Below are 26,059 nucleotides of genomic sequence, written 5' to 3' on the forward strand. Positions count from 1 at the left end.
AGTTGAGGAGAAACGCCTATGGCTATCTTTGAACCCGGCCACCTGCATATCGAGCGACACGCGCTTAACAAGGACGATGTCAGCTACGACCTGTGCCTGGACTACGAAGTCGTCACGGATGACCGCGAAGGCAAAGGCATGCAGTTCACCCTGCATGGCAGCATCCAGGGCAAGGGCATGAAGGAAACCTTTTTCCTGCCCAAGGACCAGGCCTATAACTTCGCCAGCAATGTGACCAAGATTGTCGAAAAATACGGCATTCCCAAGACCCATAGCAGCGTCGGTTCACAGCACAAGCATTACGATCTGATGTTTGAGGATGTGCGCCACCAGTTGGATATGAAATCCGGCGACCCGGTCAAACCCGAACACCTGGAATAACCTGCCCCCCCAATCGAATGTGGGCGCTGGCTTGCCTGCGATAGCGACGTGTCAGACGATATTTTCGGTAACTGACCCACCGCCATCGCAGGCAAGCCAGCTCCCACATTTTGATCTCCACCGGCTCCAAGGCATACTGGCCACCCTCAGCACTCCAGAATCAAGATCCGCCCCATGCGTATCCACGTCAGCTTCATCGACCGCGTCGGCATCACCCAGGAAGTCCTGGCCTTGCTCGGTGGGCGCAATCTCAATCTGGATGCGGTGGAAATGGTGCCGCCCAATGTCTATATCGATGCGCCGACCCTCAGCGCCGAGGTGCTTGAAGAGCTGCGCGATGCGTTGTTCAGCGTGCACGGCGTGCAGGCGGTAAAGGTCGTCGACATCCTTCCGGGCCAGCGTCGCCACTTGCAACTCGACGCCCTGCTGGCGGCCATGACCGACCCGGTGCTGGCCCTGGACAGTGCAGGCAAGATCCTGCTGGCCAATCCGGCGCTGATCGCCTTGTACGGGCGTGAACCGGCCGGTGAGAGCATCGCCGAGCTGTTCGATGATCCGGCCTTGCTGGAAACCTTGCTGGACCAGGGCTTTCGCTTACCGTTGCGCGAGATCAGCGTCAACGGCCAGACCCTGCTGCTGGGCGCCACGCCGATCACCGACGCTGGCGCCCTGCTTACCCTCTACCAGCCCAACCGCATCGGCGAACAACTGTCGGCGCTGCATCATGACCATGCCGAAGGGTTTGATGCGCTGCTGGGCGAGTCCCCGGCGATCCGCACGCTCAAGGCTCGGGCGCAACGGGTGGCGGCGCTGGATGCACCGCTGCTGATCCAGGGCGAAACCGGCACCGGCAAAGAGCTGGTGGCCCGCGCCTGCCACGCCATCAGTGCGCGTCACAGTGCGCCGTTTCTGGCACTGAACTGCGCGGCGTTGCCGGAAAACCTCGCCGAAAGTGAATTGTTCGGCTATGCGCCGGGCGCCTTTACCGGCGCGCAACGCGGTGGTAAACCGGGGCTGATGGAGTTGGCCAACCAAGGCACGGTGTTTCTCGATGAGATCGGTGAAATGTCGCCGTACCTGCAAGCCAAACTGCTGCGCTTTCTCAACGACGGCAGCTTTCGCCGCGTAGGCGGCGACCGCGAAGTAAAGGTCAATGTGCGCATCCTCAGCGCCACCCACCGCGACCTGGAAAAGATGGTCAGCGAAGGCACCTTTCGCGAAGATCTGTTTTACCGCCTCAACGTGCTCAACGTCGCCGTGCCGCCTTTGCGTGAACGCGGCCAGGACATCCTGCTGCTGGCGCGCTACTTCATGCAGCAAGCCTGCGCGCAGATCCAGCGCCCGGTCTGCCGCCTGGCGCCGGGTACCTATCCAGCCCTGCTGGGCAACCACTGGCCGGGCAACGTGCGGCAGTTGCAAAACGTGATCTTCCGCGCTGCCGCCATCTGCGAAAGCAGCCTGGTGGACATCGGCGACCTGGACATCGCCGGCACCTCCGTGGCTCGCCAGAGCGATGGTGAAGTCGACAGCCTGGAACAGGCCGTGGAAGATTTCGAGCGCAGCCTGCTGGAAAGCCTCTACAGCCGCTACCCCTCGACCCGCCAACTGGCCAGCCGGCTGCAAACCTCCCACACGGCTATCGCCCATCGCCTGCGCAAATACGGCATTCCCAACAAGCCCTGACGGAATAAACGCGGTTCAACTGTGGGAGCTGGCTTGCCTGCGATAGCGGTGGGTCATCCAGCTCCTTAGTGACGGGTAGACCGCCATCGCAGGCAAGCCAGCTCCCACAAAGGGGCAATCCAGATTTGGTCTGGGAACGACATTCGGTGTACTGAAAGCGCTACAGCGTAACGATATCGCTACAACCCTGCTTTTTGCGCGCCATGCAAGGCTTTGATCCACATAGGCTTTTTTTCACGCACCCGGCTGTAGCGAAAACGCTACAGTCGCGCGACATAACCTCATAACCAATTTTATTAACTTACTGATTTATAAAGACTTATTAACCTTGGCCGCAATATTGCTAAGCAACTCCCCATTATTCCAATCCCGTCCACCAGACGATTCTGGCCCTGAGGAGTTTCCATGAGCGAGTTGCGTTTCACTGAAGATCACGAATGGCTGCGCGCCGAAGCCGATGGCAGCGTCACCGTGGGTATCACCGCTTTTGCGCAGAACGCGCTGGGTGATGTGGTTTTCGTGCAACTGCCAGAGTTGCAGGCTTATACCAAGGGCGCCGAAGCCTCCACCGTGGAGTCGGTCAAGGCCGCCAGTGGTGTGTACATGCCGTTGGACGGTGAAGTCCTCGAAGTCAACGACAAGCTCGATGGCAGCCCGGAACTGGTCAACGAAGACCCGATGGGCGAAGGCTGGTTCTTCCGCTTTAAACCCGCCGATGCCGATGCAGTGGCTAAGCTGTTGGATCAGGATGCGTACGACCGTCTGATCAAAGCCAACGCTGAAGCTTGAGGAGCGCGCCATGACCGTTAATCTGACCACCGCCAACGAATTCATCGCCCGCCACATCGGCCCGCGCCAGGAAGATGAGCAGCAAATGCTCGCCAGCCTGGGGTTTGATTCCCTCGAAGCCCTGAGCGCCAGCGTGATCCCGGAAAGCATCAAGGGCACCAGCGTGCTCGGCCTGGAAGACGGCCTGAGCGAAGCCCAGGCCCTGGCCAAGATCAAGGCCATCGCCAGCCAGAACCAACTGTTCAAGACCTACATCGGCCAGGGCTATTACAACTGCCACACGCCGTCGCCGATCCTGCGCAACCTGCTGGAAAACCCGGCCTGGTACACCGCCTACACGCCGTATCAACCCGAGATTTCCCAAGGCCGCCTGGAAGCCCTGCTGAATTTCCAGACCCTGATCAGCGACCTCACCGGCCTGCCGATTGCCAACGCCTCCCTGCTTGACGAAGCCACCGCCGCTGCTGAAGCCATGACCTTCTGCAAGCGCCTGAGCAAGAACAAAGGCAGCCACGCGTTCTTCGCGTCGGTGCACAGCCACCCGCAAACCCTCGACGTATTGCGCACCCGTGCTGAACCTTTGGGCATCGATGTGGTGGTCGGCGATGAGCGTGAACTGACCGACGTCAGCGCGTTCTTCGGTGCCCTGCTGCAATACCCGGCCAGTAACGGCGATGTATTCGATTACCGCGAGCTGACCGAGCGCTTCCACGCCGCCAACGCCCTGGTCGCCGTAGCCGCCGACCTGATGGCCCTGACCCTGCTGACGCCGCCGGGTGAATTCGGCGCCGACGTCGCCATTGGCAGCGCACAGCGCTTTGGCGTGCCACTGGGCTTCGGTGGCCCGCACGCGGCGTACTTCTCCACCAAGGATGCGTTCAAGCGCGACATGCCAGGCCGTCTGGTCGGTGTTTCCGTCGACCGCTTCGGCAAGCCGGCCCTGCGCCTGGCCATGCAGACCCGCGAGCAACATATCCGCCGCGAGAAAGCCACCAGCAACATCTGCACTGCCCAAGTGCTGCTGGCCAACATCGCCAGCATGTACGCCGTGTACCACGGCCCCAAAGGCCTGACCCAGATCGCCCAGCGCATTCACCAGCTGACCGCGATCCTGGCCAAGGGCTTGACGGCCCTGGGCCAGAACGTCGAGCAGGCACACTTCTTCGACACCCTGACCCTCAATACCGGCGCCCACACCGCCGCCCTGCACGACAAGGCCCGCGCCCAGCGCATCAACCTGCGCGTGGTGGATGGCGAGCGCGTTGGCCTGTCGGTCGACGAAACCACCACCCAGGCCGATATCGAGGCCTTGTGGGCCCTCTTAGCGGACGGCAAAACCCTGCCGGCCTTTGCTGCCACCGACAGCACCCTGCCGAGCGCGTTGCTGCGCCAGTCGCCGATCCTCAGCCACCCGGTCTTCAACCGTTACCACTCGGAAACCGAGCTGATGCGCTACCTGCGCAAGCTGGCCGACAAAGACCTGGCCCTGGACCGCACCATGATCCCGCTGGGTTCGTGCACCATGAAGCTCAACGCCGCCAGCGAAATGATCCCGGTGACCTGGGCCGAATTCGGTGCCCTGCACCCGTTCGCCCCCGCCGCGCAAAGCGCCGGCTACCAGCAACTGACCAGCGAACTGGAAGCCATGCTCTGCGCGGCCACCGGTTACGACGCGATCTCCCTGCAACCCAACGCCGGTTCCCAGGGTGAGTACGCCGGCCTCTTGGCCATCCGTGCCTATCACCAGAGCCGTGGCGAAGCACGTCGCGACATCTGCCTGATCCCGTCGTCAGCCCACGGCACCAACCCTGCCACCGCCAACATGGCCGGCATGCGCGTGGTGGTCACCGCTTGCGACGCGCGCGGCAACGTCGACATCGAAGACCTGCGCGCCAAGGCCATCGAGCACCGCGAGCACCTCGCTGCGCTGATGATCACCTACCCGTCCACCCACGGCGTGTTCGAGGAAGGTATCCGCGAAATCTGCGGGATCATTCATGACAACGGCGGCCAGGTGTACATCGACGGCGCCAACATGAACGCGATGGTCGGCCTGTGCGCACCGGGCAAGTTCGGCGGCGACGTGTCCCACCTGAACCTGCACAAAACCTTCTGCATTCCCCACGGCGGTGGCGGCCCGGGCGTTGGCCCGATTGGCGTCAAGTCGCACCTCACGCCATTCCTGCCCGGCCACGCGGCCATGGAGCGCAAAGAGGGCGCGGTGTGCGCCGCGCCGTTCGGCAGCGCGAGCATTTTGCCGATCACCTGGATGTACATCAGCATGATGGGCGGCGCCGGCCTCAAGCGCGCGTCGCAGTTGGCGATCCTGAATGCCAACTACATTTCCCGCCGCCTGGAAGAGCACTACCCCGTGCTGTACACCGGCAGCAATGGCCTGGTGGCCCACGAATGCATCCTGGACCTGCGCCCGTTGAAAGACAGCAGCGGCATCAGCGTGGACGACGTGGCCAAGCGCCTGATCGACTTTGGTTTCCATGCACCGACCATGTCGTTCCCGGTGGCCGGCACCTTGATGATCGAGCCGACCGAAAGTGAATCCAAGGAAGAGCTGGACCGCTTCTGCGACGCCATGATCGCCATCCGCGAAGAAATTCGCGCGGTGGAAAACGGCACATTGGACAAAGACGACAACCCACTCAAAAACGCGCCGCACACCGCCGCTGAACTGGTGGGCGAATGGAGCCACCCATACAGCCGTGAACAAGCGGTGTACCCGGTGGCTTCATTGATCGAAGGCAAGTACTGGCCGCCGGTTGGCCGGGTTGACAACGTGTTTGGCGATCGCAACCTGGTGTGTGCGTGCCCTTCTATCGAGAGCTACGCCTGATCTGACGGGAGATACGCGGCCAGTGTGGGAGCTGGCTTGCCTGCGATAGCGGTGTATCAGCCGACAGTGATGTTGTCTGACCCACCGCTATCGCGGGCAAGCCCGGCTCCCACATTGATCGAGTCCAGCCCAGAAAATAATAAGAAACCGGAGAACAACCATGTCCCTTAGCGTGTTCGACCTGTTCAAAATTGGCATTGGCCCCTCCAGTTCCCACACCGTAGGCCCGATGCGTGCCGCCGCTCGATTTGTCGAGGGGCTCAAGCGTGACAACCTGCTCAACGCCACCTGCGGCATCAAGGTGGAACTTTATGGATCGCTGGGCGCCACCGGCAAAGGCCACGGCAGCGACAAGGCTGTGTTGCTGGGCCTGGAAGGCGAACATCCGGACACCGTGAATACCGAAACCGTGGCTGCACGCCTGGCGCAGATGCGCAGTGACGGGCGCCTCAACCTGCTCGGCGAACACAGCATTGCGTTCAACGAGAAAGAACACCTGGCGATGATTCGCAAGCCCCTTGCCTATCACCCCAACGGCATGATCTTTCGTGCCTTTGACGCCGCCGGCATCCAGACCCGCAGCCGCGAGTACTACTCGGTCGGTGGCGGTTTCGTGGTGGATGAAGACGCGGCGGGCGCCGACCGTATCGTCGAAGACGCTACACCCCTGACCTTCCCGTTCAAACACGCCAAGGACTTGCTCGGCCATTGCGCCACCTATGGCCTGTCTATCAGCCAGGTGATGCTGACCAATGAAAGTGCCTGGCGCCCGGAAGCCGAAACCCGCAGCGGTTTGTTGAAGATCTGGCAGGTCATGCAGGATTGCGTCGATGCCGGCTGTCGCAACGAAGGTATCTTGCCCGGAGGCTTGAAGGTCAAGCGCCGGGCGGCGGCCTTGCATCGGCAGTTGTGCAAGAACCCGGAGTCGGCGCTGCGCGACCCGCTGTCGGTGCTCGATTGGGTCAACCTGTATGCGCTGGCAGTCAACGAAGAAAACGCCAATGGCGGGCGCGTGGTCACTGCGCCCACCAATGGCGCGGCTGGGATCATTCCGGCCGTGCTGCACTACTACATGCGCTTCATCCCCGGCGCGAACGAAGACGGTGTGGTGCGCTTTTTGCTCACCGCGGCCGCCATCGGCATTTTGTACAAGGAAAATGCTTCGATCTCAGGCGCCGAAGTCGGTTGCCAGGGCGAAGTCGGCGTGGCCTGTTCCATGGCCGCAGGCGCACTCTGTGAAGTGCTGGGCGGCAGCGTGTCCCAAGTGGAAAACGCCGCCGAGATCGGCATGGAACACAACCTAGGCCTGACCTGCGACCCCATTGGCGGGCTGGTGCAGGTGCCGTGCATCGAGCGCAATGCCATGGGCTCGGTGAAGGCGATCAATGCGGTGCGCATGGCCCTGCGTGGCGACGGCCAGCACTTTGTGTCCCTCGACAAGGTCATCCGCACCATGCGCCAGACCGGCGCAGACATGAAAAGCAAATACAAGGAAACCGCCCGTGGCGGTTTGGCGGTCAACATTATCGAGTGCTGACGCCCACAAGCGCGTCGGCACGTTTTTCAGGAGCTGAATATGTCCACCGAAACCCTGTTGAAAACTCCTCTGCACGCCTTGCACCTCGAACTCGGCGCGCGCATGGTGCCCTTCGCCGGCTACGACATGCCGGTGCAGTATCCATTGGGCGTGATGAAGGAACACCTGCATACCCGTGAACAGGCCGGGTTGTTCGATGTTTCCCACATGGGCCAGATCCGCCTCACCGGCGCGAATGCCGCCAAGGCCCTGGAGACCCTGGTGCCCGTCGATATCATCGACCTGCCAGTGGGTATGCAGCGCTATGCGATGTTCACCAACGAGCAAGGCGGCATCCTCGACGACCTGATGGTCGCCAACCTGGGCAACGACGAATTGTTCCTGGTGGTCAACGCCGCCTGCAAGGACCAGGACCTGGCGCACCTGCGTACACATATCGGCGACCAATGCACCATCGAACCGCTGTTCGAAGAACGGGCCCTGCTCGCCCTGCAAGGCCCGGCGGCAGTGAAAGTATTGGCGCGCCTGGCCCCTGAAGTCACCCAGATGACCTTCATGCAATTTGCCACCCTGCGTTTGCTGGGCGTGGAGTGCTATGTCAGCCGCTCCGGCTACACCGGTGAAGACGGCTTTGAAATCTCCGTGCCGGCGGCCAATGCCGAGAGCCTGGCCCGCAGCCTGCTGGCCGAAACCGAAGTGCAGGCCATCGGCCTGGGCGCCCGCGATTCGCTACGCCTGGAAGCCGGCCTGTGCCTGTACGGCCACGACATGAACACCGACACCACGCCAATCGAAGCCAGCCTGTTGTGGGCGATTTCCAAGGCTCGGCGTGCCGATGGCGCACGGGCCGGCGGCTTCCCTGGCGCCGACCGCATCTTCACCCAACAGCAAACCGGGGTGGCGCGCAAACGCGTAGGCCTGCTGCCGCAGGAGCGTACCCCGGTGCGTGAAGGCGCTGAAATTGTCGATGCACAGGGTACGGTAATCGGCAGCGTGTGCAGCGGAGGCTTTGGCCCAACCTTGGGCGGCCCGCTGGCGATGGGTTACCTGGACAGCGCATTTGTCGCATTGGATACCGAAGTTAGCGCAATGGTACGTGGGAAAAAGGTGCCACTGCGTGTAAGTAAAATGCCATTCGTTCCGCAACGTTACTACCGTGGCTGATTGACTGTTTCTATAAGTAACGCGGTTGCGTTAATGTGCACTGAACTGTAACGCAACCGCCATAAAACAGTGCATTCACGATAGGCTTTTTATAGCTGACGCCCTATAACAAGTGAATAACTCTATCGAATAAGCCGGTATCAGAACATTCAACAAAGTGTCATGAGACCCAATAAAACAAGGGCCTGCACAAGGGCTTGTTTTTTTCATATTAGTTGGCGTAGAGTTTGCCCACTGTGTTTGCATGGGTCGCTTGGAACCTGGACCTGGGCAGTAGCTCAAGTAGTTTGCTACAACCCGTTCGACGTCTCTTACTTTCCTGCAACCCAGCCCAGTACTCTTTCGTGTGAAAGGGGCTGTCATTAATTTTTAGCGTCAAAGGAAAGAAGAAAATGTCGGATAAAGGTGGACGTCAGAGCGGTACCGTCAAGTGGTTCAACGACGAGAAAGGGTTTGGTTTTATCACTCCTGAAAGCGGCCCGGATCTGTTCGTGCATTTCCGCGCTATTCAGGGCAACGGTTTCAAGAGCCTGAAGGAAGGCCAGAAGGTCACCTTCGTTTCAGTACAAGGCCAAAAAGGCCTGCAGGCTGACGAAGTACAAGCAGAAGGCTGATCCTTGCTGCGACAAAAAGCCCCTGATATGACATCAGGGGCTTTTTTATGGGCGCCATTGCGTAAACTGCGTGCTTTCTCCAGAGAGCCCTGCCATGTCCAAACCCCTGTTGAGCCCCCAGGGCGAATTCCCCGCCGTTGGCCTGGGCCGTCGCCTGGCAGCGATGTTCTACGATTTCCTGCTGTGCACTGCCCTGCTGATCGTCACCGCGTTTATCTACAAGCTGGTGTGGATCGCCTTCGTGGGCGAAGCGAAGATGCGCACGCTCACCGAGTCCGGCGCGCTGGACGGTGACCCGTTGCTGTCGACTCTGCTGCTGTTCGTGCTGTTCGGGTTCTTCGCCAAGTTCTGGACCCATTCGGGGCAAACCCTGGGCATGCAGGTGTGGGGCGTGCGCGTGCAGAACGCTGACGGGTCGCGGATCAGCCTGTGGCAGGCACTGTTGCGTTTTGTGGTGTCGATTGCGTCATGGCTGTGCGTGGGGTTGGGGTTTATCTGGTCGTTGTTCGATAAACACAAACGCAGCTGGCATGACATCTATTCGGATACGCAGTTGGTGCGGATCCCGAAGCCAAAGAAGTAACTCAAGCGCATCACAGATCAACTGTGGGAGCTGGCTTGCCTGCGATAGCGGTCTTGCAGTCAAAACACCTGTGACTGTTACACCGCTATCGCAGGCAAGCCAGCTCCCACATTTTGATTTGTCTCAGCCTGAGGATCAGGCGTTGCCGGCCAGTTTCAACCGTGCTGCCTGGGTAAAGTCGAGCATGCGCTTGAGCGGCCGTACCGCCTGCGGAATCACCGCCGGTTCCACGAAGATCTCATTACTGCCCTCACGCAAGCATTGCAACGTGCGCTCCAGCGTATTCATCGCCATCCACGGGCAGTGCGCGCAACTGCGGCAGGCTGCACCGTTACCGGCGGTAGGCGCTTCGACGAAGACTTTGTCCGGGCACAGCTGCTGCATCTTGTAGAAGATGCCGCGGTCGGTGGCGACGATAAAGGTTTTGTTCGGCAAGCGTTGCGCTGCGGCGATCAGCTGGCTGGTGGAACCCACCGCGTCCGCCAGTTCGATCACCGAAGTCGGTGACTCCGGGTGCACCAGGATCGCTGCATCCGGGTAGAGCGCCTTCATGTCTTCGAGCTGCTTGGACTTGAACTCTTCGTGGACGATGCAGGCACCGTCCCACAGCAGCATGTCGGCACCGGTCTGGCGCTGGATGTAGGTGCCCAGGTGTTTGTCCGGGCCCCAGATAATGGTCTCGCCGTTGTCCATCAGGCTTTCGACGATTTCCAGCGCGCAGCTGGAGGTCACCACCCAATCCGCCCGGGCTTTGACCGCCGCCGAGGTGTTGGCGTACACCACCACGGTGCGCTCGGGGTGTTGATCGCAGAACGCGGAAAACTCATCCACCGGGCAACCCAGGTCCAGGGAGCAGGTGGCTTCCAGGGTCGGCATCAGGATGCGTTTTTCAGGCGTGAGGATCTTGGCGGTCTCCCCCATGAAACGCACGCCAGCCACCAGTACGGTCTTGGCAGGGTGGGCGGCACCGAAGCGCGCCATCTCCAGGGAGTCGGAAACACAGCCACCGGTTTCTTCGGCCAGGGCCTGAATCACCGGGTCGCAATAAAAGTGGGCAACCAACACCGCGTCCTGAGCCTTGAGCTCGGCGGCAATGGCGGTTCGCAGGCTCGCCTCTTCAGCAGCGCTGAGCACCTTGGGCTGCTTGGCGTCGAGGTGGGCTTGAACCAGTAGGCGTTCGGAAATGTGCGTCATGTTCGCAAGACCTGCAGGCGCAGTAGCGCGAAAGTCGAGTGTACCACCGGCTCCGGAGCCCTTCGGGCGCCGCCGGACGAAGTGTTTTTGTTCATCAAGCACGGGTAAAGCTTAAAGCTGCGCAAGGCTACAGAATATCCAATGGATTCAAAAGCCTAATCTAGTGACCCGGCCAAGTGCCCGATCCCTGGCCGCGACACGCCGATTAGGCGATGCCTGCACAACAATCAAAACCGACCCTTTCCCTCCCACACGCCTGAAAAATCAGGAATATCAGGCCCCCACACCCTGTCGCGCCCTAATTTTGTGCATTTAAGCACTGAATTACGCGATTTTTCTTACGTCTTGTGTAATAAATCCTACAGCGATGTAACAAACCGTCGACCACTCACTCAAGTAGGGCAACTACCGCTGAGTTCAACGCTGGCTCAGACGGTATGGATCGTGTGTATTTCTACGTTAAGGATGTCGAGTGCCAAATCAGCTCTCAACCGGACACTTGTGTTGTATCCGTAATCTGGGCATCGCCCTGCTCTGCCTGTGGGCGCTGCCCGTGGCTGGCGCCGAGGTGCCGCAGCCAGGCCAGGAAGCCCTGCGCTTGCAGCAACAACAGCAACGCGACCTGCAGCAATTACACCTGGAGCAGCGCCAACGCCAGATGCAACGCGGCAGCTTCGGTACACCAGCGGCCATACCCGCCTTGCCCACGGACATCGCCAAGGATGAACATTGCTGGCCCTTGAGCGGTACGCGCCTGGCCGGGGTCACGCTGTTCAGCCGTGCCGAGTTGGACAAACACATCGAGCCCTACGTGGCGCCTTGCATGGGCGTCACCCAGATCAACCGCCTGCTGGCCGAGATCACCCGGCTGTATGTCGAGGCCGGTTATATCGCCAGCCGCCCCTACCTGATCAGTGCACCCACCGCCGGGCAGCCGCTGGATATTCACGTCGAAGAAGGCTACCTGGAGACCATCGAGCTGGCCGACCAGAGCCTGCCGGTGTCATTGGGCGGGGCATTCCCCGGCATGCTCGGCAAACCACTGAACCTGCGAGACCTGGAACAGGGCCTGGACCAGCTCAATCGCCTGCGCTCGGTCGACCTCACCGCCGACATCGCCCCAGGCAGCACAGCGGGCGCCTCGCGCATCATCCTGCGCACGCGCAGCAGCGCCTCGCGCTGGGCCCTGGGCCTGGGGGTGGATAACCTCGGCAGCGCCGGCACCGGGCGGGATCGCAATGCAATCAACTTGAGCCTGGACAGCCCGCTGCAAATCAACGACTCGCTCAACCTGAGCTTCAGCGACACGCTCAACCATGGGCCGCGCTACAGCCGCAGCCACAGCCTGTTCTACTCGATCCCCTACGGTTACTGGACCTACAGCCTGTTCGCCAGCCATGCCGAATACCGCTCGCCGTTCAAGCTCAGCCGCGCCACGTTCTACAACAGTGGCCGCACCGATCAAGTCAGCTTGCGCAGCGACCGTGTGCTGTGGCGCGACCAGGGCCACCAACTGAGCGCCAACCTGCAACTGGCCTACAAAGACGTCGATAGTTACCTACAGAAGGTACACCTGGACATCCAGAGCCCGACGCTGACCGTGGCCGAAGCGGGCCTGAACCTGTTCTGGCTCAACAGTGCGGTGTGGAACCTGGACGTCAACTACGCCCAGGGCCTGACCTGGTTCGGCGCCGATCGCGATGCCAGCCAAGTGCAGAAAAACCAGCCCAAGGCGCAGTTTCAAAAGTACCGCGCCAACCTCACCCAATGGCGCAACGGCCAATGGGCAGCGCAGCCGTGGCAGTGGCAAAGCCAGTTATCGGTGCAGTACAGCCCGGATGCATTGCCCGCCATCGAACAACTGCTGATCACCGACGACTCGGCCGTGCGCGGCTACCGCGAAAACAGTACTTCCGGTGCCATTGGCACGGTATGGCGCAACACTTTGCGCCTGCCGCTCAACACTGACTTGCCGGTGAAGCTCACCCCGCGCCTGGGCCTGGACAACGGCTGGGTCAAGCACGAACACGGTGCCCGGAGCCAACGCCTGAGCGGCGCCAGCGCGGGGCTCAACCTGAGCTGGAAGAACGTGCAGCTCGACGTCGACTACCAACGCAACCTCAACACCCCTACAGGTTTTCGCCAGGAGCCGGAGGTCTGGCTGACGCGCCTTAGCGTGCAGATATGAGCTCACACCCGTTTTTTGCCTGAGTCACCGCCGTACCTGGCCACTCCAGCAGCGTTGCAACGAACAACGCGCGTCGTGGATCAGCCAACACAGAGCGAGATTATTTATGCCGACTACTCCACACAGCTTCCACCTTTCACCCCAGGGCAAACTGCGCTGGGCCATCGCCAGCCTGTTCCTGCTGCCGCAACTCGCGCTCGCCGCAGGCTTGACCGTCGTCGAAGGCCCTGGCGGCACGCCGCAACTGCAAAACCAGGGCGGTGTACCCATCGTCAACATCGTCGCGCCGAACGCCGGTGGCCTGTCCCATAACCAGTTTTTGGACTACAACGTCGACCGCCAGGGCCTGGTGTTGAACAACGCCTTGCAGGCTGGCCAGTCCCAACTCGCCGGGCAGTTGGCAGCCAACCCGCAGTTCCAGGGCCAGGCGGCGAGCGTGATCCTCAATGAAGTGATCAGCCGCAACGCCTCGACCCTCAATGGCGCCCAGGAGATTTTTGGCCAGGCAGCCGATTACGTGCTGGCCAACCCTAACGGCATTTCGGTGAATGGCGGCAGTTTCATCAACACGCCCAATGCCAACCTGGTGGTCGGCCGCCCTGAACTCAACGACGGCAAGCTGCAAGCCTTGAGCACCCGCGATGCCAACGGCCAACTGACAGTGCAAGGCCAGGGCCTGCACAATCGCGAGGGCTCTATCAACCTGATCGCGCCGCGCATCGACAGCGAAGGTCGCCTCAGCGCCCGCGATCAATTGAACCTCACGGTGGGCCGTAATCAGGTCGATTTCGCTAGCGGGCAAGTGCGCCAGGTCGACCCGGCCAGCAAGACCCAGGACCAACGCATCGACGCACGCCTGTTCGGCGCCATGCAGGCCGGGCGCATCAACATCATCAGCACCGCCGAGGGCGCCGGTGTGCGTGTGGGCGGTGTGCAGGTGCAAGGCACTGACGGGGTGAAGATCAGTTCGGCCGGCGACCTCGACATCAGCGGCCAAGTGCATGCCGACAGCCTCGACGCCACCCGCGCTGGCGTGCACAGCCGTCAGGGCGATGTCGATTTGCACAGTGCCAAGGACTTGAACCTGGCCGCCACCGACGTCAGCGGGCGCAACGTCAAACTCGACGCCAGCCGCAACCTGACCCTCAGCAGCCTGGAAAGCCGCAAGCTCCAGGAAAAGCGTGAGCAGTGGAACAACAGCAACTTCTTGTTCACCTACGAAACCTACGACCGCACCACCACCGACAAAGACTCGCGCCAGCACGGCAACAAGGTCGTGGCGCAACAGGACGCGGCGCTGTCTTCCGGCGCCAACACCGAGATCAAAGCCAGCCATGTGGAAGCGGGCAACACTCTGCGCGTCGACAGCGGTGCCGACCTGCACGTTAACGCCGCCACCGAAACCCATGAAAGCCGCGACCAGGGCAACCATCGCAAACACCTGTGGAAAGCCAACTGGGATAAATCCAGCAGCGAACAACGCAGTATCACCAGCAGCCTCAAGGCCGGAAAGACACTGGAGCTGACCAGCCAACAGAAGCTGCAAGTGCAAGGCGCCGAGCTGAAAACCCCCGGCGATATTCAACTGGCCGCCCGGCACGTGGAAATCACCAGCGCCAGCCGTACCCAGAGCAGCCGCGACAACGCCTACTCCGGCGACCTCACCGGTGGCAGCTTCTTCGGCAAGCAAGGCGACGGTGACCAGGGCAAGACGTCGAACACCGGCAGCAAGGTCAACGCCGACGGCAAGCTGATCGTCAAGGCCGACGACGTGCGCATCAGCGGTAGCCAGGCCCGTGGCGGCAAGCAGGCCAATGTCATCAGCGACAAAGGTTCGCTGGTGATCGACGGCGTGCAGGACAGCTCCCACGACAACCGCTACAACAATGACAGCAAATTCTTCGGCCTCTCCAAGGATGAAAGCCGCAAGAACCTCAAGGACAGCACCGTGGTTGCCAGCGACCTGCGCTCGGACAGCAACCTCAAGCTGCAAAGTGCCAAGGACATCACCGTCAGTGGCTCCCAGGTAGCCGCCGCGGGTGAACTGCAAGCGGATGCCAAGGGCGATATCAAGGTCGTTGCCGCCGAGAACACCACCCACGACACCACTCGCACCCATAGCCGCGGCTTCGATGGCTACGCCAAGGAAACCGAGGGCGTCAGCCGCCAGTACCGTGCGGGGTTGAGCTATGAAGACCAGCAGCAAACCCGCAAGACCGACACCACCCAGCAGCAGGGTTCCAGCCTCAAGGGCGGCAGTGTCGTAGTAAAGGCCGGTGGCGATGTGAGCATCCAGGGTTCGGACCTCAAGGCAACCGCAGGCGATGCCACCCTGAGCGGCAACAACGTCGAGCTGTTGGCCGCCCACGACAAGCGCACCGAAGCCGTCGACACCACCACCACCGGCGGCAGTTTCTACTACACCGGCGGCGTTGATCGGGCAGGCAGTGGCGCTCAGTTCAGCCACCAAAGCAGCCAAGACACCACTGAAAAAACCACCGCGCAAACCAGCACCGTGGCCGCGACCGGCAAGCTGACCATCAACGCTGGCAACACCTTCACCAGCGAGGGTGCACAGGCCAAGGCCGGCGCCGAACTGCAGGTCAACGCGGGTCAGATCGACAACCAGGCTGCCCATTCCACCGAGACCAGCACCCACAAGGAAAACGGCTGGACCGCCGATGTTGGCGCCAATGTGGAATACAAAGGCATTACCCGCCCGATCGAAAAAGCCGTCGAGGGCGTGGCCCAGGCCAAGTTCCATCAGCCCGGTTTGCTGGACGCGTTCGAGCAACCCAATGTCGGCCTGGATGTGGAAGTCGGGCACACGAACAAAACCGGCACAACGCAAGACAGCACCGCCGTGGTCAGCCAGTTCAGTGGCGCCGCGGTGCAGGTCAATGCAGCCGGCACGTTGCAGGACGAGGGCACCCAGTACCGCGCCACCGAGGGCGGGCTGAACATCAAGGCCGGCGAGCACCTGGCCACGGCAGCGGCCAACACCCACAGCAGCAGCGAGCAAAGCGTGGACGCCAAGGCTGGCGTGCGGGTCTATACCACCACCGGTGAAGACCTGAATGTGCGCGGCAGTGGCCTGGGCGGCAGCAGCGATGTGCGCGAGTCCAGCAGCACGGCGGTGGTCGGCAGCTATGTGGCCAGCCAAGGCGTGAGCATCGAAGCCAAGGGCGATGCCCGTTATGAAGGCAGCCAGTTCGACGGCGGCCAGGCAGGGGTCAACCTCAAGACCGGCGGTGAGCTGGCGCTCAACCAGGCCACCAACACCCAGAGCAAAAACAGCAGCACGCTGCGCGGCAACGGCTCACTGACGGTGGGCACCGCGCCCGGTGCGAATGGCAGCAACATCAACCTCGGTGCCGGCGTGCAGTTGGATAACAAGCGCCTGGACACCCAGAACAGCCAGGCACAGGTCGCGACCATTCAAGGCAGCGGCCCCGTTCAGTTCAGCAGCGGCGCAGACATGACCCTGCAAGGCACGCAGATCGGCAGCACGGGCGCAAAGGCTGGCGATATCAGCCTCAATGCCGGCGGCAAGCTGGACCTGCAAGCCGCCACCGACAGCCACGTCAGCAACGGCAGCAACCTGGGCGGCGGTCTGACCCTCGGTGCCGGCAAGACCAGCAGCGCCGAAAGCAGCAGCAAGACCGGCAGCCTCAGCGCCAATTTCAATATTGGTAAAGTGGCGGAGAACAACAAGAGCGCGGTCGTCGGGCAATTGCACAGCAGCGGCAAGGTCAGCCTCGCCAGTGGCGCTGAGGCAACCGATGCCATCCACTTGCAGGGCACTCAGGTCAGCGCAGCCAGCGTTAGCCTGGATGCGCAAAACGGCGGCATCCTGCAAGAGTCCTCACAATCGACCCAGGCCCATAACAGCTGGGGCGTGACCCTGGGCGCAGGCGCCAGCATCGGCAAAACCACCTTGGCCGACGCCGGTGAACATGAGACACCCAAGACCCAGCGCGGCATCAATGCGCGGGCCAAGGTCGATGTGGATCACTTGCAAGGCACCACGCAGCACAACAGCGTGATCACGGCGGGTGACGTCACCCTAAACAGTGGCGGCGATACCCATCTGGCCGGAGCGCGTATCGACGCCAACGACGTGCACGGCACGGTGGGCGGCGACCTCGTCGTCGAAAGCCGCAAGGACCACGTCAACAGCACCCAGGTGAATGTTGACGCCAGGCTGGATGTCGAGAAGAACCAGCCGGGGGTGGTGGATAAGCTGGCCAAAACCAGCGGCCCCCTGAAGGACAAGGTACAAGCCAAGGCTGAAGGTGCGTTCGACAAGCATCGCGACAAGCTGGAGAACGTCGTCGACAAAGGCACCGGGCACCTGGCTTCGGCCAAGGACAGCGTGGTCAACAGCGTGGTCAATGCCAAGGAACGCCTGGGCGAAAAACTTACCCGCAGTGGCAGCTACGACGTGAACCCGCAACCCCGTGGCGCCTTCGGTACTCGCGTGGACAAGGCCAAGGCTTACCTGGCAGACAAGACCGACGCCCTGGGCACACGCCTGTCTGGCTTCAAGGATAAGGTCTGGCCAAAAACCAGCGACAGCTACACCGTCAGTGGCAAAGACACCACCGGCAGCAAGGTGGCCAACACCGCCGAAAGCGTGTTGTTCGGCGACAAGAGCGGCAACACCAACTACACCCCGACCCTGTATCTGGACGTCAGCCATGTGGTCAAGGACAGCGTCGCCCAGGCGTCAGGCATTCGCGCAAGCCAGGGCGTCAACCTGCAGGTGAAGGGTGATACGCAGCTCACGGGCGCGCGGATCAGTGCGCCCAATGGCAAGGTTGAGCTGGGTGGCTCCAAGGTGACCGCAACCACACTGGCCGGCAGCGACTACCGTGCCGATGTCGGGCTGAACGTTTCGAAGTCACCGGTCAACCTGGCCCTGGGCGCCAAGGACGAACTGACCCAGAAACACGACGACGCCACGCGCAAGGACCAAGCCTTAAATCTGGGCCCGCTGCGAGCGGGTGGGCACAGTGAGAGCCAGGCCTTGCAGGCGGGGATTGATCAGGCCATCAACTAAAGGGTAAAGCCACCCCACTGTAGGAGCGAGCTTGCTCGCGAAGAACGTTAACGATGACGCTGGCATGCTTGGAGTACACGGCGCCCTCAGGTTTTTCGCGAGCAAGCTCGCTCCACAGGCACATTCTCAGCGTGCCAGCCGGCGCGCTCAGTTGTACGCTTTTTCTCGGGTCGCTGTAGGTTGGTCCTTATGATCGCGTTCTTACAAACAAAGCACACCCAGAAAGTGGAACCTTTCACAGACCTCAACCACCCAACAAAAAACTAACCTCATGCGGATATTTTCAAACAAGAGAAAATAAGCTCGACAGATGGACGCACCAGAAAATTCAGCGCTTCCCTTTAGCGTCTATAACCATAAACAGAGGTTAAACAGTGAGCCCGTTAAAAGGGTATGGCATGTTAGTGCAGTGCACACACGCCCGCCGAACGACTGCGTTTAAAGCTATATCGTTGATCTCATATAAATAAAGTGACCCAGCAATGAATATATTCTCGCCCGTGCCACAGCCACTCAGCAACTATCCCCATACAACAAATGCTGAACACCGTCGCTCCACTCGGGCAATTGACGATGCACCGCCAGTCAAAAATACACTTCCGGACGCGCCGAGCGCCTCGGAAGATAAAAAGCTGGGGCTGGGACAAAAAACGATCCCTGCGCCCGCCCCCGACCATGAGTTAGATTTCGCCAAGGGAGTCATTTATGGCTCTGTCAGCGTTTCCCCTCCCACAGCAAGTTATACGCACCAGGAACAGCTACAGAGGATTGACGCTTACGCCGACCGTGTTGTCACGCAAATCAAGAAAATAGAAGAAAGCGGTGAAGAAAACGAAAGTAATATCAGGTTCCAGAAAACTCGCCCGTTCCTGGAGCCTGCCGGTTATTTCAGCGGCGGGTTATTGGCTGCCGGGTTCGACCCGCATGAAAAAATCACTGTAACCTTCAAAAGTTACGTTGGAAAATGGAAGCCGGAAGTCGAGACCAACACCGATACACGCACCTATTTTGCATGGGAAATTGCAGCCGGTGCTCTTAAGCACGATAAACCACCGGGAGGTGGCCTGCTCAACTTCCAGACCATGGAAATCAAGCCGCAAGACCGGAGCAAGATCAACGATCTGGAAGCGCTGGGTGCGAAGCTACAAAATCATTGGCAAGATGATGTCGCCTCCACCATGAGCGACGAGACGGGCGAATTGGCGAAGCACTCGGGAAAAGCCGATGCTTATGTTGTGCTGGGAACTTTGCAAGGCCTGCGTAACGACAAAGATGCGTATAAAATGCTATCGCCTGAAGGCCGATCAGCCGTTGAACGCACGCTAGACAATAAGGGAAATGTCGTCATACCCAACATATACGGTTATCCACTGGCCGGGTATGCGTTTATTCCTTATGTCAACTATCACGGCAATTATGACACCCGCCCCAATCAAGGCCTGATGCTCGACTTGAAGAACGGCACAGTCAGCGAAATACGCGGAGACGATGATTTTGCTCGTTGGGCCAAAGACAACCGTGATGCCTTAAAAGCCAGCTTTAACGCCGAAGACAGACAAGGCGGAAAGGATGCTCATTGGCCATCAGCGAGCAGTGTGCTCGAAAATTTGATTGAGGGTAATCATGCGCACTATCCGGGACGCAAAAATCTACTCAGCGACAAACAGATTCCGGTTAGAGAGTTATTTAATTACACTCAATCGCGAAAGAAAACCTACCATTTAAAATTTGGAGATCTGAACTCTGGTATTGCCAGCAATTATCAAAAGATCAACGCCAACAATGCCGTGTGGGCCGATCAAACAGAGGTATTTGGTTCCTCGAAGCAAACGTGGAAGGAAGCCAAAGAATTATGGGGGCGCACCTTCGGCTATGTGCCCATCCTTGGAAACGCGGGCAATATTGTCTTCGGTACCCATGATTCCATTTATGGTATGACCGCCGACGATCGTGTTGGCGGCACAGCGGCTGCAGTGATATCGGGCTTGCAGCTGGCGCACGAACTCACACCATTTGGAGCTGAGGCTGGGTTGGGCGAAGCACCCTCCGCATCGACTATCGCTGGCAGCGAACATTACGGCTGGAAATACAATGAGCAAAGCAACCGTTTTGATTTCGTGAGGAAAGTAAACGCCGCGAATGACAGCGACGTGTCCTCCGTCGCCAATACCGCACCAAGCGAACCGGATACACCACACGTCAGTGAAGGTGTCCCTCCGACAATCGAAATACCAAACAGTAAGCGCTCACTTCTGACATCCGTAGAGAACTTACCGACCGGCGAAGCGCTTTTTTCCACTGTGGATAAAAACGTAGTACTAAGTGGAGAGCTTAACGAGCTAAATTCCCTTGACGAAAAACTTTATACATTTACCGACTTCAACAAAAACGGCCGTCAAGAACGACTCAACATCCTGGTGCACGGAAGCGTCGACCCGGCTACTGGCATCTCGAAAGTTTCATACAACGGAAAACTCAATACGCCACAAGAGTTACTTCAGACACTTCATGACTCGGGCATTTACCCGGAAACGTTTGACAACGTAAGACTACTGTCATGTGACTCTGCAAGTGGTGGAGATGCGTCCTTCGCGGCGGAGTTTCAGAAGCTCATAGGGCGCCCTGTCAAGGGCTATAGCGGCACCCTCACCGCCAACCTAGTACCGGAAGATATAAATGCTGCGATTGTAAAAGTAGAAAATATCTATCTGGACACCCTGAAAAAAAATCAGAACACTCCACTGACTGACGCTGATAAGGCATTGGCCAGATCCGAAGCGGAAAAATACGTCTCCCGAGAAATGGCAAAAAACAGAAACTTCAAACCGGCAAAGAAAAACCCCCATTGGAATCCGTTTAAATGGTGGGCTTTTACTTATAAACCCGAGACCTTTCCAAAACCATAAACGGTGGGCACTGTCGGGGAAGGCCCACCCCACTGTAGGAGCGAGCTTGCTCGCGAAAGACGTTAACGATGACGCTGGCATGTTGAGAGTACGCGGCGCCCTCAGGTTTTTCGCGAGCAAGCTCGCTCCTACCTAGGACATTCACAGCGTGCCACCCTGCGCGTCATGTCAGTTGAAGAGTGCCTGTACGTTCTTCATCGCGTCATCGGCAAAGCCTTGCAGGAAGGCTTCGAACGCCGGTACGTCTTCCTTGCCGCCCGTGTAGGGCTGACCAATGATGGTCCAGGTCGCCAGGCTCTGGTTCGGGCCTTGTGGCACCACCTCCATCAGCGCCCACAGGTTGCCGATGTTCAGCGAGGTGTAGATCAGTGACCAGGTCATGGTCATGGCTTGGTCGTCATGGCTGTTGAGTTGCTCGATCACCACATTGCCGTCCTTGAACAGCTTTTTGCGTACCGAACGCACGCCCTCGCCCGTCATATCGATATGAGACAAGGCCGGAATAAACTTCGCGAAACCGGCGAAATCTCCGACCACACTCCACACACTGCGAGCTTCGGCATTCACGCTGACGCTGGCGACGACAGGGTTGCCCACCGGGTTACGGACCAGGGTATCGGGTTGTTGCATGAGAGAGCTCCTTTTTTCCGAAGGGCGGATAGTGGGCGCCTACCAAATGCAGTGGGCTGTACAAGTTCAACACCTGCTTGGCGTGGTTATCCGCTCTTGGCTGACTGCCGTAATGCCAAGGCTGCTACCCCGCACACGATCAACGCAATACAGGACACATAAAACGCATCGCTGTAGGCCATCAGGTACGCCTCACGACGCACGGTGTGGATCAAGCCCTCAAGGACCTGCTGTTGAGCGGGTAATAGCTGGTTGAAGATAAAAGCCTCGCTGTCAGCCATGCTGGCGCGCAGGCGCTCCTGAAAGGACGGGGAAAACAGCGTGATCGACTCCCCTACCCGCTCAGAGTGAAAGCGCTCGCGCATGGCCACGATCTGCGTCAGGCCCGCGGTACCCACGGCACCACCCAGGTTGCGCAGCATGGAGAACAAGGCCGAGGCGGAGCCGGCTTCATCTTTGGCCAGGCCAGACACCGCGAGCACGGAAAGCGCCACCATGATCAGCGGCTGCCCGATGCCCCGTACCACGGTGGACGGAATAATCACGTTGGCGGCGCTGTCCACGTCCAGGTGCGCGCCGAGGTAGCACCCCAGGGCCATAATGAAAAAGCCACTGGCGACCATCAGTTTCGGGTTGAGCCACTTCATCAGGCGCGGCATGAACGGCGCCAGTACCAGCTGCACCATGCCGTAGGCGATCAGGCTGATGCCAATCTCCCGGGCGTTGTAGCCCTGCAGTTGGGACAGGTAATTGGGCACCAGGAACACCAGGCCGAAAGTGGCCCCGCCAAAGATGAACATCGCTGCGCTGGCCACGCCGAAGTTGTAGCTCTTGAGCAGGCGCAGGTTGATGAAAGAGCGACTGCCATACAACTGCGACAGCACGAAGTACACCAGGGCCACGCCGGCCACCAGTGACATCCACACAATGAAATCGGAGCCAAACCAGTCCTTGCGGCCACCTTCTTCCAGCACGATCTGCAAGCCACCCAGGCCGACGATCATGGCGATGATCCCGCCCCAATCGCCGCGTTTGAGCAGGCTCAACTGCATGGGCTTGGCATCGATCGACCATGCCACCGCCAACAGCAAGAGAATGCCGGGGGCCAGTTGCAGGTAAAAGATCCAGCGCCAGGAATAGGCATCGGTCAGCCAGCCACCAATGGACGGCCCGGCGGCCTGGGCGACGCTGTTGGACAGCGCGAACAAGGCCATGCCCATCGCGATCTTGCTGGGCGGCAGTTCAGTGATGATCAGCTGGAATGACAAGGGAATCAGCACTGCGCCGGCGGCGCCCTGGATCACCCGAATGATGATCATCACTTGCAGGTTGGGCGCCCAGGAGCAGGCAATGGACGCCACCAAAAACACAAACGAGCCCACGAGCATCACACGCCGCAGAGAGAACACCTGCACCAACCAGGCGGTCAGCGGGATCATCACGATTTCCGCGACCAGGTAGGCGGTGGAAATCCACGAGCCTTCTTCGAACGTCGCCCCCAGGGAGCCTTCGATCTCCGGCAGCGCGGCGCTGGTCACGTGCACGTTCATGCCGGCCATGAAACAACCGAACAGCCCACCGATCACGGCCACCCAGGCGCGAAAGGAGACGCTCTTTTCAGCCGATTCAGTCATGTGCAGCGCCCTGCTTATCTGGGCGGGTGTCCACCGTGGTGATGACCGACATGCCCGGCAGGATAGGTCCGCCTTCGTCATGCTCATCAATGACGATTTTCACTGGAAAGCGTTGCACGATCTTGGTGAAGTTGCCGGTGGCGTTATCCGACGGCAACAGTGCGAACACCGCCCCAGAGCCTGGCGAGAAGCTCACCACATGGCCTTTGAGCTTGCGTCCCGAATAACTGTCGACGCTGATATCCACCGGTTGGCCGGCACGCATATCGCGCAATTGGGTTTCTTTGTAGTTGGCCACGACGTAAGCCTGCTGCAAGGGCACCACCGCCAGCAGCGGCAACCCTGGCGCGACGTATTGGCGGGTACGCACTTTGCGCTGCCCCACCACGCCGTCAATGGGTGAGCGGATCAAGGTGTCTTCCAGGGCATGCGTCGCCAGGTTCAACTGCGCCTCAGCCTGGCTGCGCCGGGCTATCTGTTGCTGGAGCGAGGCCTGGGCCCATTGACGGCGGGTGACGGCCACGGTCAAGCGGGTTTCCTGCTGGCGTTGCATGGCCTTGGCCATTTCCACTGCGGCACTGGCCTGGGTGTAACTGGCGGCGGCCGTTTCCAAGCGCTGGGCGCTGGCGGCGTGTTCGCGCACCAAGCCTTCATAGCGGCGCTGGTCCAGGCTTGCGCGGCGCAATTCAGCGGCCACACTGCGGGCGTGAGCCTCAGCCTGGGCAACGCCGGCCTTTTGCTGGGCGATCAGGCTGTCAGTGACTTTCAAGTTGGCCTCTTGCGCCGCCACCGAGGCCTGGGTCTCGGCCAGTTCTGCGCGGGCTTGTGCCAAACGGGCCTGGTAGTCACGGTCCTCGATGCGCACCAGCACATCCCCCGCCTTGACCGGCTGATCGTCCTCTACCATCACCTCGGCCACGTAGCCTGAGACCTTCGGGCTGATGGGAATCCAGTCGGCCCGCACATACGCATCATCGGTCTGCTCCAGGTAGCGGCCGACGGTCATCCAATACACGCCGAACACCACCGCCGCGATCAACAGCGCGGCGCCGCCCAGCAGGATCAGGTTTCTTTTTCGCCGTTGCTTACGCGCATGCATGAGTTGCTCGAGCACATTCTCCTGCTCGTCCTGGACTGCAGTTTTTTCATCAACGGCGATATTCATGGCTGGGTACCGGAAGAAGGGATGGACGCATGGGTGGGCGCAGCGGCCGGGGTTTCGACGGCGCCGGACTGCCAACCGCCGCCAAGGGCACGGAACAGGCCGATCTGGCGTTGCAGTAACTGGCCATCGGCGTCGGCGCGCGTGGCCTGCAAGCGGATCAGTTCTCGCTCACTGTCCAGCACGTCGAGAAAGTCGATAGAACCTGCGTCATAGTTGAATTGGGCCAACTTGTAGGCTTGGCGGCTGCTGTCCAGCGCCCGGCTCAAGGCCGCGTGGCGCTGCCGCTCGCCGTCGTACAACGCCAGGGCCTGGCGCACCTCCTTGAGGGCCTTGAGGACGCTGGCCTCGAACTGTGCGACCTCCACCTGCTCGAGTGCCCGTGCCTGCTTGACTCGCGCGCGGTTGGCCTGCCAATTAGGGAACTGCCAGGTAATCAGCGGGCCGATGCCGAACATCACCGCACGGCTGTCCCCCAGCTCATGAGGTTTGTTGGCCGAGGAGGACACTGAAGCACCGAACGTCACCTTGGGGTACAGGTCGGCCTGGACAATATCCACTTGCAGCGTGGCCGCCTGCAACGCGCGCTCGGCCTGCCGGACGTCAGGGCGGCGTGCCAATAATTGCCAGCCATCGCCCACCGGTAACTCGGCATTGAGTTGTGGCACCACTTCACACGTTGCGGCGCCAGAGCCTTGTTCAAGATCAGCGACGCCCGTCAGCATGGCCAATTCGTAGAGCGCGGCTTGTCGACGCGCCTCCAACATCGGCAGCAGCGCCTGGGTTTCGCCTTGCAGGGCTTGCATGCGGCTGTATTCAAGGTCTGTCACCACACCGGCCTGGCGCTGGCGATCGGTCAACGCCAGGCTATGCGCGACCACGTCCAACGAATGGCGCTGGACCTTGGCACGCGCGCCCAGGGCGCAGGCATTCACATAGGCGCGAGTGGTTTGCGCCACGACTGTGATGCGCAGCAAGTCTTCGGCATCCTGCGCCGCTGCGGTTTGCACGTGGGCACGTTCAATGGTGCGCTGAACCTGGCCCCAGACATCCACTTGATAAGCCAGCTCGAAGCCTGGGTTGAATGCCCACTCTGACGGCGCATGGCTATCGGTGGCCTTGGCCAGCGTCTGGTCATCGGCCGTCTTTCCGTAAGCGGCACCCAGTGACGCCTGGGTGGACGGCCAGCGCTCGGCATCGGCCTGCTGGATCCCGGCCAGCATCGCCTGCACATGGGCCTGGGCCGCCGCCAGGTCGCGGTTGTGCAGCAGGGCCTTTTGCACCAGCGCGTCGAGTTGCGGATCGTTGTACAACTGCCACCAGCGCTCAGGTAACGCTTGGGCCGAGACACCTTGGGGCAGGTGACTCAGGGCATTGATGCGTTCCGGATGTGGCTGTGCCGGTGTATGGGCGACCCAGGACGAACAACCCGCCAATAACGCCACCGCCATGCCAAGCAGCGAAAGACGGCAATGCCGTGGGAAAAGAGAAGGCGAACCCATCGAAGAAATCCAGAATGCCAAGTAGAGACGCAGGGTAAGAGAGCAACGGGTTGCGCATCTCCCGAGTTCCAGACAACCATCGTTTCGATTGGGACAATGTGCCGGCGCGCCCTCTGCGCCGCAGGCTCCATACACCAGGCACAGGTAAACATGGCCCTGCCTGGAGGCGGGGCCATGTTGAA

The 26,059-nt window shown here is 60.3% G+C and carries 16 protein-coding genes and 1 pseudogene; 12 read left to right on the forward strand and 5 right to left on the reverse strand.

Annotated elements, in window-relative coordinates; genetic code table 11:
- Nucleotides 1–18 precede the first annotated feature (18 nt).
- The 8 genes from RHM69_RS14140 (at nucleotide 19) to RHM69_RS14175 (ending at nucleotide 9,599) form a co-directional block, all read left to right on the forward strand.
- Complete coding sequence (locus RHM69_RS14140) at nucleotides 19–381, forward strand: DUF5064 family protein (RefSeq protein ID WP_014719697.1); 363 nt, start codon at nucleotides 19–21, stop codon at nucleotides 379–381.
- Nucleotides 382–555: 174 nt separating this feature from the next.
- A complete protein-coding gene (locus RHM69_RS14145) occupies nucleotides 556–2,064 on the forward strand; it encodes a sigma-54-dependent transcriptional regulator (RefSeq protein WP_003193823.1) in 1,509 nt (502 codons plus the stop codon).
- A 405-nt stretch (nucleotides 2,065–2,469) separates the two neighbouring features.
- Nucleotides 2,470–2,853 (forward strand): glycine cleavage system protein GcvH, encoded by a 384-nt coding sequence (gene gcvH, locus RHM69_RS14150; protein ID WP_014719698.1) that lies wholly within the window; start codon nucleotides 2,470–2,472, stop codon nucleotides 2,851–2,853.
- Nucleotides 2,854–2,863: 10 nt separating this feature from the next.
- Nucleotides 2,864–5,701: an aminomethyl-transferring glycine dehydrogenase gene (gene gcvP / locus RHM69_RS14155; RefSeq protein WP_200599570.1), complete on the forward strand. Its 2,838-nt coding sequence runs from the start codon at nucleotides 2,864–2,866 to the stop codon at nucleotides 5,699–5,701.
- A 160-nt stretch (nucleotides 5,702–5,861) separates the two neighbouring features.
- A complete protein-coding gene (locus RHM69_RS14160; RefSeq protein WP_020303147.1) occupies nucleotides 5,862–7,238 on the forward strand; it encodes an L-serine ammonia-lyase in 1,377 nt (458 codons plus the stop codon).
- 39 nt (nucleotides 7,239–7,277) lie between these two features.
- Nucleotides 7,278–8,402, forward strand: coding sequence for a glycine cleavage system aminomethyltransferase GcvT (gcvT, locus tag RHM69_RS14165; RefSeq protein ID WP_038451322.1), 1,125 nt, complete (start codon nucleotides 7,278–7,280; stop codon nucleotides 8,400–8,402).
- 392 nt (nucleotides 8,403–8,794) lie between these two features.
- A complete protein-coding gene (locus RHM69_RS14170; protein ID WP_014719702.1) occupies nucleotides 8,795–9,016 on the forward strand; it encodes a cold-shock protein in 222 nt (73 codons plus the stop codon).
- 94 nt (nucleotides 9,017–9,110) lie between these two features.
- Entirely contained in the window at nucleotides 9,111–9,599 is a 489-nt protein-coding gene (locus tag RHM69_RS14175) for an RDD family protein (RefSeq protein ID WP_014719703.1), read from the forward strand.
- Nucleotides 9,600–9,734: 135 nt separating this feature from the next.
- On the opposite strand, the gene nadA is transcribed toward RHM69_RS14175, so the two are convergent.
- On the reverse strand, nucleotides 9,735–10,793 hold the full coding sequence (gene nadA, locus RHM69_RS14180) for a quinolinate synthase NadA (RefSeq protein ID WP_003193840.1): 1,059 nt from the start codon (nucleotides 10,791–10,793) through the stop codon (nucleotides 9,735–9,737).
- A 517-nt stretch (nucleotides 10,794–11,310) separates the two neighbouring features.
- Here nadA and RHM69_RS14185 point away from each other — a divergent pair.
- From RHM69_RS14185 to RHM69_RS14205, 4 genes and pseudogenes are all read left to right on the forward strand, one after another.
- Nucleotides 11,311–12,981: a ShlB/FhaC/HecB family hemolysin secretion/activation protein gene (locus tag RHM69_RS14185; RefSeq protein WP_230957536.1), complete on the forward strand. Its 1,671-nt coding sequence runs from the start codon at nucleotides 11,311–11,313 to the stop codon at nucleotides 12,979–12,981.
- A gap of 106 nt (nucleotides 12,982–13,087) precedes the next feature.
- On the forward strand, nucleotides 13,088–18,043 hold the full coding sequence (locus RHM69_RS14190) for a hemagglutinin repeat-containing protein (RefSeq protein ID WP_200599568.1): 4,956 nt from the start codon (nucleotides 13,088–13,090) through the stop codon (nucleotides 18,041–18,043).
- A gap of 482 nt (nucleotides 18,044–18,525) precedes the next feature.
- On the forward strand, nucleotides 18,526–20,949 hold the full coding sequence (locus RHM69_RS14200) for a hypothetical protein (RefSeq protein ID WP_014719705.1): 2,424 nt from the start codon (nucleotides 18,526–18,528) through the stop codon (nucleotides 20,947–20,949).
- Nucleotides 20,950–20,995: 46 nt separating this feature from the next.
- Nucleotides 20,996–21,082 (forward strand): annotated as a pseudogene (locus RHM69_RS14205) (outer membrane lipoprotein carrier protein LolA); the annotation flags it as partial.
- A 35-nt stretch (nucleotides 21,083–21,117) separates the two neighbouring features.
- Here the strand turns inward: RHM69_RS14205 and RHM69_RS14210 are convergent.
- The 4 genes from RHM69_RS14210 to RHM69_RS14225 form a co-directional block, all read right to left on the reverse strand.
- A complete protein-coding gene (locus tag RHM69_RS14210; protein WP_014719706.1) occupies nucleotides 21,118–21,579 on the reverse strand; it encodes an SRPBCC family protein in 462 nt (153 codons plus the stop codon).
- An 86-nt stretch (nucleotides 21,580–21,665) separates the two neighbouring features.
- Nucleotides 21,666–23,213 carry an MDR family MFS transporter gene (locus RHM69_RS14215; protein WP_200599566.1) on the reverse strand — a complete coding sequence of 516 codons (1,548 nt, stop codon included), beginning with the start codon at nucleotides 23,211–23,213 and terminating at the stop codon, nucleotides 21,666–21,668.
- Nucleotides 23,206–24,378: an HlyD family secretion protein gene (locus tag RHM69_RS14220; RefSeq protein WP_032902745.1), complete on the reverse strand. Its 1,173-nt coding sequence runs from the start codon at nucleotides 24,376–24,378 to the stop codon at nucleotides 23,206–23,208. Before RHM69_RS14220 ends, RHM69_RS14215 begins: the two co-directional genes overlap by 8 nt.
- Entirely contained in the window at nucleotides 24,375–25,877 is a 1,503-nt protein-coding gene (locus RHM69_RS14225) for a TolC family protein (protein ID WP_102666485.1), read from the reverse strand. The genes RHM69_RS14220 and RHM69_RS14225 overlap by 4 nt, the downstream gene beginning before the upstream one ends.
- Nucleotides 25,878–26,059: the final 182 nt, after the last annotated feature.

It is taken from the genome of Pseudomonas sp. CCI1.1 (genome assembly GCF_034348165.1).
In the GTDB taxonomy this organism is placed as follows: Bacteria; Pseudomonadota; Gammaproteobacteria; order Pseudomonadales; family Pseudomonadaceae; genus Aquipseudomonas; species Aquipseudomonas paracarnis.

Excerpts from the sequence above, each read along its gene's own strand:
- RHM69_RS14170 (WP_014719702.1), top strand. The coding sequence starts at position 8,795 with ATGTCGGATAAAGGTGGACGTCAGAGCGGTACCGTCAAGTGGTTCAAC.
- RHM69_RS14200 (WP_014719705.1), top strand. The coding sequence starts at position 18,526 with ATGAATATATTCTCGCCCGTGCCACAGCCACTCAGCAACTATCCCCAT.
- RHM69_RS14175 (WP_014719703.1), top strand. The coding sequence starts at position 9,111 with ATGTCCAAACCCCTGTTGAGCCCCCAGGGCGAATTCCCCGCCGTTGGC.
- RHM69_RS14190 (WP_200599568.1), top strand. The coding sequence starts at position 13,088 with ATGCCGACTACTCCACACAGCTTCCACCTTTCACCCCAGGGCAAACTG.
- nadA (WP_003193840.1), bottom strand. The coding sequence starts at position 10,793 with ATGACGCACATTTCCGAACGCCTACTGGTTCAAGCCCACCTCGACGCC.
- RHM69_RS14160 (WP_020303147.1), top strand. The coding sequence starts at position 5,862 with ATGTCCCTTAGCGTGTTCGACCTGTTCAAAATTGGCATTGGCCCCTCC.
- RHM69_RS14145 (WP_003193823.1), top strand. The coding sequence starts at position 556 with ATGCGTATCCACGTCAGCTTCATCGACCGCGTCGGCATCACCCAGGAA.
- RHM69_RS14225 (WP_102666485.1), bottom strand. The coding sequence starts at position 25,877 with ATGGGTTCGCCTTCTCTTTTCCCACGGCATTGCCGTCTTTCGCTGCTT.
- RHM69_RS14140 (WP_014719697.1), top strand. The coding sequence starts at position 19 with ATGGCTATCTTTGAACCCGGCCACCTGCATATCGAGCGACACGCGCTT.
- gcvH (WP_014719698.1), top strand. The coding sequence starts at position 2,470 with ATGAGCGAGTTGCGTTTCACTGAAGATCACGAATGGCTGCGCGCCGAA.
- RHM69_RS14220 (WP_032902745.1), bottom strand. The coding sequence starts at position 24,378 with ATGAATATCGCCGTTGATGAAAAAACTGCAGTCCAGGACGAGCAGGAG.
- RHM69_RS14215 (WP_200599566.1), bottom strand. The coding sequence starts at position 23,213 with ATGACTGAATCGGCTGAAAAGAGCGTCTCCTTTCGCGCCTGGGTGGCC.
- gcvP (WP_200599570.1), top strand. The coding sequence starts at position 2,864 with ATGACCGTTAATCTGACCACCGCCAACGAATTCATCGCCCGCCACATC.
- RHM69_RS14210 (WP_014719706.1), bottom strand. The coding sequence starts at position 21,579 with ATGCAACAACCCGATACCCTGGTCCGTAACCCGGTGGGCAACCCTGTC.
- gcvT (WP_038451322.1), top strand. The coding sequence starts at position 7,278 with ATGTCCACCGAAACCCTGTTGAAAACTCCTCTGCACGCCTTGCACCTC.